The following is a 12,072-nucleotide window of genomic DNA, read 5'->3' on the forward strand; positions in this document are numbered from 1 at the left end:
AAAGCCCACCAAACGGTGGGCTTCGTGTTTACGGCGCTATCAGAACAACTTCATCTTCGGCGCTTCTTCTTTCAACGGCTCGTTCTTCGCCGTCTGTTCATTCCAGCCACCGCCCAACGCCTTGTACAGGTTGACCGCGCTGGTCAGCTGCGCCAGGCGGTCGGTGATCAGCGCCTGTTGGGCACTGAACAGCTGGCGCTGGGCGTCGAGGAAGGTCAGGTTGCTGTCGACCCCGATGCGATAACGACGCTCGGCCAGACGGTAGTAGTCCTGGTTGGCGCTGACGAAATCACGCTGAGCCTGCAACTGCTCGGTGTAGGTCTGGCGTGCGGCCAGGCCATCGGCGACTTCCTGGAAGGCCGTTTGAATGGACTTCTCGTAGTTCGCCACGCTGATGTCTTTCTGGATCTTGGAGTAATCCAGGCTGGCACGCAGGCTGCCGGCGTTGAAGATCGGCAGGTTGATTTGCGGCTGGAACAACCAGGTGCCCGAACCACCCTTGAACAGACCGGACAGGTCCGGGCTCAGGGAGCCGGCATTGGCGGTCAGGCTGATGCTCGGGAAGAATGCAGCCCGCGCCGCGCCGATGTTGGCGTTGGCGGCCTTGAGGTTGTATTCGGCCTGGAGGATGTCCGGGCGACGTTGCAGCAAGTCCGACGGCAGGCCGGCCGGCACGTCGCTCAGCAGGTCGTCCGACAGTGGCTTGGCTGCTTGCAGATTGGCCGGGATGCCGGTGCCGAGCAGCAACACCAGGCTGTTTTCATCTTGGGCGACCTGACGGGTGTATTTGGCCTGTTGCGCACGGGCGTTTTCCACCGAGGTACGTGACTGGGCCAGATCCAGCGCCGAGGCTACGCCCACTTCGTTGCTGCGCGAGGTGAGCTTGTAGCTCTCCTCGAAGGCACCGAGGGTTTCCTGGGTCAGTTTCAGCAGTTCCTTGTCGGCCTGCCAGGTCAGATAGGCATTGGCCACGCTGGCCACCAGACTGATCTGCGTGCTGCGCCGTGCTTCTTCAGTGGCGAAGTACTTCTGCAGGGCCTCTTCGCTCAGGCTGCGCACCCGACCGAACAGGTCGAGTTCATAGGCGCTGATGCCGACGGTGGCCGAGTAGGAACTGCTGATGTTCGCTTCGCCGGTTTGCGAGGCCCGTGCCGGAACCCGCTGACGACTGCCGCTGCCGGTGGCCGAAACCGCCGGGAACAGGTCGGCGCGCTGGATGCGGTATTGAGCCGCATAAGCGTCGATGTTCAGCGCCGCGACACGCAGGTCACGGTTGTTCTCCAGCGCGGTCTGAATCACCTGCTGCAGCGCCGGGTCGTGGAAAAACTGCTTCCAGCCCTGTTCGGCGGCGGCCTGGTTGGGCGCCTGGGCCGGCGAATACGCCGGGCCTTGCGGGTATTGGCCCGCCACCGGTGCTTCAGGCCGCTGATAATCGGGTATCAGCGAGCAGCCACTCAGCACGAAAGCGGTGACTGCCAGGGAGAGTAGCGACTTGCTCATTAGCCAGCCTCTTGAGGAGTTTCAATGGCGTCATCCTGGTCGGCAACTTTGCGCTGGCCCATGGACGACACGGTGACGAAGAACAACGGAACCCAGAAGATCGCCAGGATCGTGGCCGTGAGCATACCGCCAATCACCCCGGTACCGATCGCATGTTGGCTACCCGAACCGGCGCCCGTGGAAATGGCCAGCGGTACCACGCCGAGCACGAATGCGAGCGAGGTCATGATGATCGGTCGCAGACGCATCCGGCAGGCTTCGATCGCTGCATCGCGCAGGCTACGCCCTTGCTCATGCAGTTCCTTGGCGAACTCGACGATCAGAATGGCGTTTTTCGCCGCCAGACCGATGGTGGTCAACAGCCCCACCTGGAAGTACACGTCGTTGGACAGGCCGCGCAGGCTGGTCGCCATCAGCGCACCGATGATCCCCAGCGGTACGACCAGCATGACCGCGATCGGGATCGACCAGCTTTCATACAACGCCGCCAGACACAGGAACACCATCAACAGCGACAAGGCGTACAGCGCTGGTGCTTGCGAGCCGGACAGACGTTCCTCGTACGACAGACCGGTCCAGGAAATACCGACACCGGCCGGCAGTTTCTTGGCCAGGGCTTCGACTTCGGCCATGGCCTCACCGGTGGAATAGCCGGGCGCCGGGGCACCGAGGATTTCTATCGCTTCCACGCCGTTGTAACGGGCCAGTTTCGGTGAACCGTAGATCCATTCACCCCTGGCGAACGCCGAGAACGGAACCATGGTGCCGGCGCTGTTGCGCACGTACCACTTCTTCAGGTCTTCAGGACTCATGCGAGCGCCGGGCAGGCCTTGCACGTAAACCTTCTTCACACGACCGCGGTCGATGAAGTCGTTCACATAGCTACTGCCCAGGGCAATCGACAGGGTGTTGTTGATGTCGGTGAGGGTCACGCCCAGGGCGCTGGCCTTCTCATCGTCGATTTCCAGCTGGTACTGCGGCTCGTCATTCAGGCCGTTCGGACGGACTTGCGACAGGACCTTGCTTTGCGCCGCCATGCCGAGGAACTGGTTACGGGCTTCCATCAGCTTGTTGTGACCGATGCCGGCACGGTCCTGAAGGAATACGTCGAAACCGGTGGCGTTACCCAGTTCCAGTACCGCTGGTGGCGCAAAGGCAAACACCATGGCGTCGCGGAAGGTAAAGAAGTGCTGTTGGGCACGGGCCGCCAGTTTGAACACGCTGTTGTCGGCGTTACGTTCGTCCCACGGTTTGAGCATGATGAACGCCATGCCCGAACTCTGGCCACGGCCGGCAAAGTTGAAGCCGGTCACGGTAAACACCGAGGCCACTGCATCGCCTTCGCCGCCATCCTTGCTCGGACGCAGCAGGAACTCGCGCATTTCATCCACGACCACTTGCGTGCGCTGGGAGCTGGAACCGGCCGGGGTTTGCACCTGGGCAAACAGTACGCCCTGGTCTTCTTCCGGCAGGAACGCCGTTGGAATGCGGGTGAACAGCCAGATCATGCCGACCACGATAATCAGGTACGCCAGCAGGTACGGAGCCTTGTAAGCGAGCATGTTGCCGACGCCGCGCTCGTAGCTTTTGACGCCACGGTCGAAGTTGCGGTTGAACCAGCCGAAGAAGCCGCGTTTCGGCGTGCCGTGCTCGCCTTTCGGAATCGCCTTGAGCATGGTGGCGCAAAGCGCCGGGGTGAAGATCAATGCAACCAGCACCGACAACGCCATGGCCGAAACGATGGTGATCGAGAACTGCTTGTAGATCACACCGGTGGAGCCACTGAAGAACGCCATCGGCAGCAGTACCGCGGACAGCACCAGAGCAATACCGACCAGCGCACCCTGGATCTGCCCCATGGATTTCTTGGTGGCCTCCTTGGGTGACAGGCCTTCTTCGCTCATGACCCGTTCGACGTTTTCCACCACGACGATGGCATCGTCCACCAACAAGCCGATGGCCAGCACCATGCCAAACATGGTCAGGGTGTTGATGCTGAAGCCGAATGCCGCGAGGATCCCGAATGTACCCAGCAATACCACCGGCACGGTCATCGTGGTGATGACGGTGGCGCGGAAGTTCTGCAGGAACAGGAACATCACCAGGAACACCAGCACGATCGCTTCGACCAAGGTTTCAACCACTCCTTTGATCGACTCGGTCACCACCGGGGTGGTGTCGTACGGGAACACCACTTCCATCCCTTGCGGGAAGAACGGCTTCAGGTCATCGATGGTTTTGCGCAGGGCCTTGGCGGTATCGAGGGCGTTGGCACCGTTGGCCAGCTTCACCGCCAGACCGGAAGCCGGGCTGCCGTTGAACTGGGCGCTGACGCTATAGTTCTCGCCACCCAGGCCTACTTCGGCGACGTCTTTGAGGCGAACCTGCGAGCCGTCCTTGTTGACCTTGAGCAGGATTTCCTTGAACTGCTCGGCAGTCTGCAGGCGGGTCTTGCCGATGATCGTAGCGTTCAGTTGCTGGCCGGGCAGGGCGGGCAAGCCGCCGAGTTGACCGGACGAGATCTGGACGTTCTGCGCCGCGATGGCGGTTTTCACGTCCACCGGGGTCAGGTTGAAGTTGTTCAACTTGGCCGGGTCGAGCCAGATCCGCATCGCGTACTGGGCACCGAAGACCTGGAAGTCACCGACACCGGCGGTCCGCGAGATCGGGTCCTGCATGTTCGACACGATGTAGTTGGACAGGTCGTCCTTGGTCATGCTGCCGTCACGCGACACCACACCGATGACCATCAGGAAGTTTTTCACCGACTTGGTCACGCGGATACCCTGCTGCTGCACTTCTTGCGGCAGCAGCGGGGTGGCCAGGTTCAGTTTGTTCTGGACCTGAACCTGCGCGGTATCGGAGCTGGTGCCCTGCTCGAAGGTCGCGGTGATGGTCATGCTGCCGTCGGAGTTACTTTCCGACGAGACATAACGCAGATTGTCGATACCGTTGAGCTGTTGCTCGATCACCTGCACCACGGTGTCCTGCACGGTTTGTGCAGAGGCGCCGGGGTAAGTCACGGAGATCGCAATGGCCGGAGGCGCAATGCTCGGGTATTGGTTGATCGGCAGCTTGAGGATCGATAAAGCCCCGACCAGCATGATCACCAGGGCAATTACCCAGGCGAAAATCGGACGGTCGATAAAAAATTTCGACATGGTTTACTCCCCTTTGCCGCCGACAGCGACTTTGGCTGCCTGTGCGGGGACCGGGCTCTTGGCGTTGACGTTGGTGGCTTCAGTGGCCTTGACTTCAACACCAGGTCTGACGAATTGCAGCCCTTCAGTGATCAGGCGATCGCCTGCCTTCAAGCCGTCTTCAATCAACCATTGGTTGCCGACAGTACGGCTGGCCTTGAGCTGACGCAGTTCGACCTTGTTGTCCGGACCCACGACCAGCGCGGTCGGGGTGCCTTTGAGGTCGCGGGTCACGCCTTGTTGCGGCGCCAGAATCGCCGCGCTGTTCACGCCGGATTGCAACTGAGCGTGAACGAACATGCCCGGCAGCAGGGTGTGATCAGGGTTCGGGAACACCGCGCGCAGAGTCACGGAACCAGTGGTCTGGTCTACCGAGACTTCAGAGAACTCGAGCTTGCCGTCCACGGCGTACTGGCTGCCGTCTTCCAGGGTCAGCTTGACCGCGGCGGCATTGTCGCCCGCCTTTTGCAGACGACCGCTTTCCAGTTCGCGGCGCAGCTCAAGCAGCTCCACCGAGGACTGGGTCACGTCGACATAGATCGGGTCCAGTTGTTGGATGACCGCCATGGCGTCGCTCTGGCCGCTGCTGACCAGCGCGCCTTCCGTCACCGACGAACGGCCGATTCGACCGGAGATCGGTGCGTAGACCTTGGTGTAGCGCACGTTGATCTGGGCGGTCTGCAGGGAGGCTTCCGATTGCAGGCGGTTGGCCAGTGCCGTGTCGTATTCCTGACGGCTGACGGCCTGTTCGTCGACCAGTTGCTTGTAGCGATCGGAGATCGACTTGGTCGAACGCAGGTTGGCTTCGGCGCTTTTCAGGGTCGCGTCATAGACCGACGGGTCGATCTGATACAGCTGCTGACCGGCCTTGACGTCGCCGCCTTCCTTGAACAGTCGTTTGAGAATGATGCCGTTGACCTGTGGGCGAACTTCGGCAATACGGAACGCACTGGTGCGCCCTGGAAGTTCGGACGTCAGGGTGAAGGCTTGTGGTTGCAGGGTTACGACGCCGACCTGAGGGGTGGGTGCGGCAGGTGCCGCCTCTTCCTTTTTACATCCACTGAGCAGCGATGCCAGGGCGAGGGCAGTAACCAGAGCGGTAACAGCTGGCTTGAATTGCATGAAGATCCTCGGGTCAGGCGCGCAAGTTGCGCACAAGAAAGGTGGAAGGTTAAAAAATTTTACCGGGTGGATAAGTAGCTTGCTAAGGAATATACTTACATTCATGCTTGTTTGTAAATACCTTGGCGGCGTACCCACACCGTTACAAAAGCCGTCCAAAGATTTGAATTGTAGGCCTGAGACGAAGCCCGAAAGCGCTCGCCTCACTTCTATTCAGCGGATGCTCAGACATCGCTGAGGCACCCTGATTGAGGTTTTACTGCCATGGTCCGTCGCACCAAAGAGGAAGCTCAAGAAACCCGAAGCCAGATACTCGAAGCGGCAGAAAAAGCCTTTTTCGAGCGGGGCGTGGCACGCACGACGCTGGCGGATATCGCTACCCTGGCCGGGGTGACTCGCGGGGCTATCTACTGGCATTTCAGTAACAAGGCGGATCTGCTGCAGGCGATGCTCGATACCCTGCACGAGCCGCTGAATGAAATGGCCAAGGCCAGTGAAAGCCAAGACGAACTCGACCCGCTGGGCTGCATGCGCAAACTGCTGATTCATTTGTTTCATCAAGTTGCCATGGACCCGAAAACCCGACGCATCAACGAGATTCTGTTTCATAAGTGCGAATTCACCGATGAAATGTGCGACCTGCGCCAGCAGCGCCGAACGGTCAGCCTCGATTGCAATGTGCGAATCGCGCTGGCCCTGAGTAATGCGGTGAATCGCGGGCAGTTACCGGAAAACCTCGACGCTGCCCGCGCGGCCATCAGCTTGCATGCCTACATCGATGGCATCCTGTATCAGTGGCTGTTGGCTCCCGACAGTTTTCAACTGCACATCGAAGCCGAGCGTTGGGTCGACACAGGTTTGGATATGCTGCGCTTGAGTCCCAGCCTGCGCAATTGAAACAAAATGCGTAATTGGATCCGTTTTTGTCAAGGCATGACGCGGGGAATGTCCCTGCTTCGCGCGCCTTTTTGCAATGGGATGCTTTTATATACGTACGTTCGCCAGGTTGATAGGTAGCGAGCTACGTATTTTGTAGGGATTTTGTGTCGAGTATGTGAATGAGTGTGAACGCCCCGGCTACAAGGGCGCCGAATAGCCGACCAAAGGCATCGCATTTGCCTCAGTGACCTTTGATCTTCCATACGCAAAAGCCCCGGCTCTTTCGAGTCGGGGCTTTTGCATTTCAACGGTCGAGGCTTACAGCGTCGGATAGTCGATATAACCGACCGGGCCCTTGCCGTAGAACAGTTCCGGACGCGGCTCGTTCAGCGGTGCATCGGCCTTCAAGCGCGCTGGCAGGTCCGGGTTGGCGATGAACGGCACACCAAACGCCACCGCGTCGGCCTTGCCGCTGGCCAGCCACTCGTTGGCGCTGTCCTTGGTGAAGCGTTCGTTGGCGATGTACGGGCCGCCGAAGGCTTCTTTCAATTGCGGGCCGAGGCTGTCGGCGCCTTCTTTTTCGCGCGAGCAGATGAACGCGATGCCGCGTTTTCCCAGTTCGCGAGCGACGTAGGTGAAGGTCTCGGACAGGTTGTCGTCGCCCATGTCATGGGAGTCGGCGCGCGGTGCCAGGTGCATGCCGACGCGGCCAGCGCCCCAGACTTCGATCACGGCGTCAGTCACTTCCAGCAACAGGCGCGCACGGTTTTCCAGGGAGCCACCGTAGTTGTCGGTGCGCTGGTTGGTGCTGCTTTGCAGGAACTGGTCGAGCAGGTAACCGTTGGCACCGTGGATTTCCACGCCGTCGAAACCGGCGGCCTTGGCATTCTCGGCCCCCACGCGGTAAGCGTCGACGATGTCGGCGATTTCAGCGGTTTCCAGGGCGCGCGGAGTTGGGTAGTCGGCCAATGGACGAACCAGGCTGACATGGCCTTTAGGCTGGATGGCACTCGGTGCGACCGGTGCTTCGCCGTTCAGGTACGAAGGATGGGAAATCCGACCCACGTGCCACAGTTGCAGGAAGATTTTGCCGCCCGCGCCGTGGATCGCTTTGGTCACATTGCTCCAGCCGCGCACCTGGTCGTTGGACCAGATGCCGGGAGTGTCCGGGTAACCGACGCCCATCGGCGTGACCGACGTGGCCTCGCTGAGGATCAGGCCGGCAGAGGCGCGCTGCACGTAATACTCGGCCATCAGCGCGTTCGGCACACGGCCTTCGTCGGCGCGGCAGCGGGTCAACGGTGCCATGATGATGCGGTTGGCCAACTCGAGGTCGCCCAGTTTGATCGGATCGAAAATAGTCGTCATTTAATAGCTCTCTTTTAGCGATTAATGGGTAGCGGGGGCCAGCTCGGCATCGCCGCTCTGACGGAAAGTAATCAGGGTCACCAGCAGGGCGAGTACTGCCAGTGCGGCGGCGGCCAGTGGCACGCGGGTCAGGCCGAAACCATGGGCGATGACGCTGCCGCCGACCCAGGCACCGAGTGCGTTGCCGACGTTGAAGGCGCCGATGTTCAGGGTCGACACCAGGTTCGGTGCAGCTTTGCCGAAGGTCACCACGTTGACTTGCAGGGCGGGGACGGCGGCAAAGCATGCGGTGGCCCAGAGGAACAGGGTGATTTCGGTCGGGATCAGGGCCACGCTGGTCCAGGTCAGCACGGTGGAGACCACCGCCATGGTGATGAACACACCGATCAGCGTCGCCGCCATGCCTTTGTCAGCCAGCTTGCCGCCGATGATGTTGCCGACTGTCAGGCCCAGGCCGATGAGCACCAGGGTCCAGGTCACGCCACGCGGGGAAACACCAGTGACTTCGCCCAACAGCGGCGCGACATAGGTGAACAAGGTGAAGACCGACGCGGCGAACAAGGCGGTCATGCTCAGGGATAACCAGATACCGGCCCCCTTGAGGGCGCGCAGTTCGGCGCGCATGTCGAGTTTCTCTTCATCGCGCTTGGCCGGCAGGAAGCGGATCAGGCCGATCAGCGCAACCATACCGATCACGGTCACTGCCCAGAAGGTCGAACGCCAGCCGGCTTCCTGGCCGAGCGCGGTGCCCAGCGGTACGCCGAGGACGTTGGCCAGGGTCAGGCCGGTGAACATCAGGGCCACGGCCGACGCACGTTTGTTGGCCGGCACCAGGCCTGCCGCCACCACCGAACCGATGCCGAAGAACGCGCCATGGCACAAGGCGGTGACCACACGGGCAAACATCAGGACGTTGTAGTCACTGGCCAGGGCGCAGAGCAGGTTGCCGATGATGAAAATCCCCATCAACGCTACCAGCGCGGCCTTGCGCGGCAGCCTGGCGGTGGCCAGTGCCATGAACGGCGCGCCGATGGCCACGCCCAGGGCGTAACCGGTCACGAGCCAGCCGGCGCCGGGGATCGACACGCCGAGGTCCGCCGCCACATCGGGCAGCAAGCCCATGATGACGAACTCGGTGGTGCCGATGGCGAAGGCGCTCAAGGCCAGAATGAGTAGCGAGAGGGGCATGGTTGATTCCTTATCGGCGTACTGACGTAAAGGGTCAGAGCTCTTTGCTGAAGGTGCGAAGGAACTCCTGGATGGTTTCCTCGTTGCGTTTGAAAAAATGCCACTGGCCGACTTTGCGGCTGCTGATCAGGCCGGCGCGTTGCAGGGTCGCCAGGTGTGCGGACACCGTGGACTGCGACAAACCGCAACGTTGATCGATCTGCCCGGCGCAGACGCCGTGCTCGTTGCTGTGGGTCTGGTCGGGAAATTCGACGGCCGGGTCTTTGAGCCAGTGCAGGATTTCTCGCCGTACCGGATGTGCCAGGGCTTTTATTATTTCGTCGAGGTCGAGGTCGAGGTTCATGGCTTGGGGCTCGTGATGAGTAAAACGTTATATCGCGATGGGGCGAACTTTAAATCGGTATTTCGCGATATACCAATATGATTTCGGTCTGATGACTGCGTAAATCGGTATATCGGGTTATAACGATATTGGTGAGGCAGTGCTAAGCTGCGTCCATGAACTATCTCGCACATCTGCACCTCGGTGGCCAACGCCCCGGTCAAATGCTCGGCAGTCTGTATGGCGACTTCGTCAAGGGACGGCTGCAGGGGCAGTTCGATCCGGAGATCGAAGCGGCCATCCAGTTGCATCGCAGCATCGATGTCTTCACCGACCGTCATCCGTTGGTGGATGTCTCGTTGTCACGGTTTTCCATCACGCGCAGGCGTTACGCCGGGATCGTGCTCGATGTGTTTTTCGACCATTGCCTGGCGCGGGACTGGGCGCTGTACGCCGACCGTCCGCTGGGGCAATTCACCTCGGATGTTTACCGGGTGCTGCTGGCCGAGCCGCAGTTGCCGGAGCGCCTGGCGAAGATTGCGCCGCACATGGTGGCCAATGACTGGTTGGGGGCTTATCAGGAATTCGAAGTGCTGGAGCAGGTACTGCGGGGGATTTCACGCAGGCTGACGCGGCCCGAGGAACTGGCCGCGGCAATGCAGGAGTTGCGGCGGTTGTATGAACCGTTGAGCGAGGATTTTCGGTTGTTCTATCCGCAGCTTCAGGATTTTGTGCAGAGTCAGCCGGCGACATAAAACCACTGTGGGAGAGAGCAAGCCCGCTCCCACAGAAAAGTGTGTTTAAGCGGCGATGGCGGGGCGAATCGGGACTTGCCGGGGTTCCGGAATCGCCCCAAACAACGCCTTCTGCACCGCCTGTTGCGCTTCGAACGCCAGTGCCGCACGCTCGCGACCTTCGCAAGCGATCGGCTTGAGCAGGTGAATCTCCACCTCACCCCGATCATTGGCGAACAAGCGCATCAGGTGTGACAGCAAATCATCATCGCCAATGAACGGTGCCAGGGTATCCAGCTCGCCGTTGCGCAGATAACGAATCGCCACCGGTTGCAGCGCCACTTCGGAATCGATCGCCGCTGACAGCAAACGACCATGAAACGTGCGCAGCGAACGCCCATCGGTGGTGGTGCCTTCCGGGAACATCAGCAGCGGGTGTTCCTGTTCCAGATGGCGAGTCATCTGTTTGCGGATTAACTGACTGTCGCCTGAACCACGGCGAATGAACAGGCTGCCAGCCTTGGCCGCCAACCAGCCCGCCACCGGCCAGGTGCGCACTTCAGCCTTGGACAGGAACGACAGCGGCGTGAGCATGCCCAGCAGCGGAATGTCGGTCCAGGACACATGGTTGCTGACCCAGAGCATCGGCGCCTTCGGCAATTGACCATGGACGGTGACATGAAAGGGCAGGGCATTGCTCATCCGCGCCATGAAAAACCGCGACCAGCGCTGGCGACGGACCATCGAATGGGCAATCCCCAGTCGTTCGAACGCGCCGAACACACTGGCCATGGTCAAGCCCAGCGCCACCACCATCAGCACTCGCGCAATTCGCGCGTACACCCGCAAGCGGCTCATTACACAGCCGCCTTGAAGTGCTTGGCGTAACGCGGGCAGAGCTCGTCGCGCTTGAGCAGGATGAACACGTCGGCCACCTGGAAGTCTTCGTCCCAGCACGGCTCGCCGCAGATTTTTGCGCCCAGGCGCATGTAGGCCTTGAGCAGCGGCGGCATTTCGGCGATGACGTTCGATGGAATGTCCAGCGTCGGCAATGGCTTCTTCGGCTCGGCCCGCAGGTGTTCGGTGCACAGGTAACGTTCGCGCAGGCGTTGCATGATCGCGTGGGCCTGGATGCCGCCGTCCTGCATCGGAATGCTCGCGCAACCCATCAGATAGCTGTAGCCGCCCTGGTTCAGCACTTCGGCCAGTTCACCCCAGAGCACGGCGATGGTGCCGCCGTTGCGGTAGGCCGGGTCGACGCAGGTGCGACCGATTTCCAGGATCGGGCCTTTCAGATGAACCAGGCCATGCAGGCTGAATTCTTCTTCGCTGTAGAACTTGCCCAGGCTGCTGGCGGCCGTGTGGTCGAGCAAACGAGTGGTCGCCACCAGGCGCCCGGTGTTCAAGTCACGTACGCCGATGTGGGCGCAGTGAACATCATAGTCATCCATGTCCAGACCCAATTCCGCGCCTTTCAGCCTGGCGTTGAATTCGCCGCTGAACACGTTGAAGCGCAAGGCCTGGGCTTCCTGCAGTGCCTCGGCGCCCACCAGGCGTTCGGCTTGCAGGCGGCGTTCATTGCCGGTGTCGCTGATGCGGGCGATCTGAGTCATTGCGAATCTCCGTACGGGCTGGCCACCCGTCTTGGGTTGCAGCCGATCGACTTTCTTTATGCAGCCGTGTTGTGCAAAGTCAGGCTATGTAGCCCCGGTGTCATCGCCATGAAGCTTTGGTGATGCTTATATGACAGCCCACAAGG

The 12,072-nt window shown here is 60.7% G+C and carries 10 protein-coding genes; 2 read left to right on the forward strand and 8 right to left on the reverse strand.

The genetic code is table 11. The annotated features are described in order from the left end of the window. Nucleotides 1–39: 39 nt before the first annotated feature. Genes emhC through AC07VO_RS21730 form a run of 3 tightly spaced genes read right to left on the reverse strand, consistent with a single transcriptional unit; the run spans nt 40 to nt 5,822 of the window. The gene (gene emhC / locus AC07VO_RS21720) at nt 40–1,500 is read right to left on the reverse strand and encodes an efflux RND transporter outer membrane subunit EmhC (protein WP_019580905.1); all 1,461 of its coding nucleotides are present in this window, start codon (nt 1,498–1,500) and stop codon (nt 40–42) included. Further along, nucleotides 1,500–4,661: an efflux RND transporter permease subunit EmhB gene (emhB, locus tag AC07VO_RS21725; protein ID WP_018926862.1), complete on the reverse strand. Its 3,162-nt coding sequence runs from the start codon at nt 4,659–4,661 to the stop codon at nt 1,500–1,502. Before emhB ends, emhC begins: the two co-directional genes overlap by 1 nt. A gap of 3 nt (nt 4,662–4,664) precedes the next feature. Beyond that, complete coding sequence (locus AC07VO_RS21730) at nt 4,665–5,822, reverse strand: efflux RND transporter periplasmic adaptor subunit (RefSeq protein WP_018926861.1); 1,158 nt, start codon at nt 5,820–5,822, stop codon at nt 4,665–4,667. A gap of 264 nt (nt 5,823–6,086) precedes the next feature. Here AC07VO_RS21730 and emhR point away from each other — a divergent pair, with 264 nt between their 5' ends. Continuing rightward, nucleotides 6,087–6,719, forward strand: a complete 633-nt coding sequence (emhR, locus tag AC07VO_RS21735; protein WP_064619872.1) for an efflux system transcriptional repressor EmhR — start codon at nt 6,087–6,089, stop codon at nt 6,717–6,719. 300 nt (nt 6,720–7,019) lie between these two features. On the opposite strand, the gene AC07VO_RS21740 is transcribed toward emhR, so the two are convergent. The 3 genes from AC07VO_RS21740 to AC07VO_RS21750 are packed head-to-tail and all read right to left on the reverse strand — an operon-like array spanning nt 7,020 to nt 9,600. Continuing rightward, on the reverse strand, nt 7,020–8,069 hold the full coding sequence (locus AC07VO_RS21740; protein WP_086944799.1) for an alkene reductase: 1,050 nt from the start codon (nt 8,067–8,069) through the stop codon (nt 7,020–7,022). Between the two features lie 21 nt (nt 8,070–8,090). Beyond that, nucleotides 8,091–9,257, reverse strand: coding sequence for an MFS transporter (locus tag AC07VO_RS21745; RefSeq protein ID WP_086944800.1), 1,167 nt, complete (start codon nt 9,255–9,257; stop codon nt 8,091–8,093). A 34-nt stretch (nt 9,258–9,291) separates the two neighbouring features. After that, complete coding sequence (locus AC07VO_RS21750; RefSeq protein WP_086944801.1) at nt 9,292–9,600, reverse strand: ArsR/SmtB family transcription factor; 309 nt, start codon at nt 9,598–9,600, stop codon at nt 9,292–9,294. 155 nt (nt 9,601–9,755) lie between these two features. Here AC07VO_RS21750 and AC07VO_RS21755 point away from each other — a divergent pair, with 155 nt between their 5' ends. Beyond that, nucleotides 9,756–10,334, forward strand: a complete 579-nt coding sequence (locus tag AC07VO_RS21755) for an acyl carrier protein phosphodiesterase (RefSeq protein WP_086944802.1) — start codon at nt 9,756–9,758, stop codon at nt 10,332–10,334. Nucleotides 10,335–10,379: 45 nt separating this feature from the next. Here AC07VO_RS21755 and AC07VO_RS21760 read toward each other — a convergent pair whose 3' ends face one another. Both AC07VO_RS21760 and olsB read right to left on the reverse strand, forming a co-directional pair. Further along, complete coding sequence (locus tag AC07VO_RS21760) at nt 10,380–11,171, reverse strand: lysophospholipid acyltransferase family protein (RefSeq protein WP_495007668.1); 792 nt, start codon at nt 11,169–11,171, stop codon at nt 10,380–10,382. Further along, a complete protein-coding gene (gene olsB / locus AC07VO_RS21765) occupies nt 11,171–11,926 on the reverse strand; it encodes an L-ornithine N(alpha)-acyltransferase (RefSeq protein ID WP_019580897.1) in 756 nt (251 codons plus the stop codon). Before olsB ends, AC07VO_RS21760 begins: the two co-directional genes overlap by 1 nt. Nucleotides 11,927–12,072 lie beyond the last annotated feature (146 nt).

This window comes from Pseudomonas sp. GW821-FHT03E01 (assembly GCF_059420765.1).

Coding starts and splice junctions, on each gene's coding strand:
- AC07VO_RS21750 (WP_086944801.1), bottom strand. CDS start 9,600: ATGAACCTCGACCTCGACCTCGACGAAATAATAAAAGCCCTGGCACAT.
- AC07VO_RS21745 (WP_086944800.1), bottom strand. CDS start 9,257: ATGCCCCTCTCGCTACTCATTCTGGCCTTGAGCGCCTTCGCCATCGGC.
- AC07VO_RS21755 (WP_086944802.1), top strand. CDS start 9,756: ATGAACTATCTCGCACATCTGCACCTCGGTGGCCAACGCCCCGGTCAA.
- AC07VO_RS21760 (WP_495007668.1), bottom strand. CDS start 11,171: ATGAGCCGCTTGCGGGTGTACGCGCGAATTGCGCGAGTGCTGATGGTG.
- olsB (WP_019580897.1), bottom strand. CDS start 11,926: ATGACTCAGATCGCCCGCATCAGCGACACCGGCAATGAACGCCGCCTG.
- emhB (WP_018926862.1), bottom strand. CDS start 4,661: ATGTCGAAATTTTTTATCGACCGTCCGATTTTCGCCTGGGTAATTGCC.
- AC07VO_RS21740 (WP_086944799.1), bottom strand. CDS start 8,069: ATGACGACTATTTTCGATCCGATCAAACTGGGCGACCTCGAGTTGGCC.
- emhR (WP_064619872.1), top strand. CDS start 6,087: ATGGTCCGTCGCACCAAAGAGGAAGCTCAAGAAACCCGAAGCCAGATA.
- AC07VO_RS21730 (WP_018926861.1), bottom strand. CDS start 5,822: ATGCAATTCAAGCCAGCTGTTACCGCTCTGGTTACTGCCCTCGCCCTG.
- emhC (WP_019580905.1), bottom strand. CDS start 1,500: ATGAGCAAGTCGCTACTCTCCCTGGCAGTCACCGCTTTCGTGCTGAGT.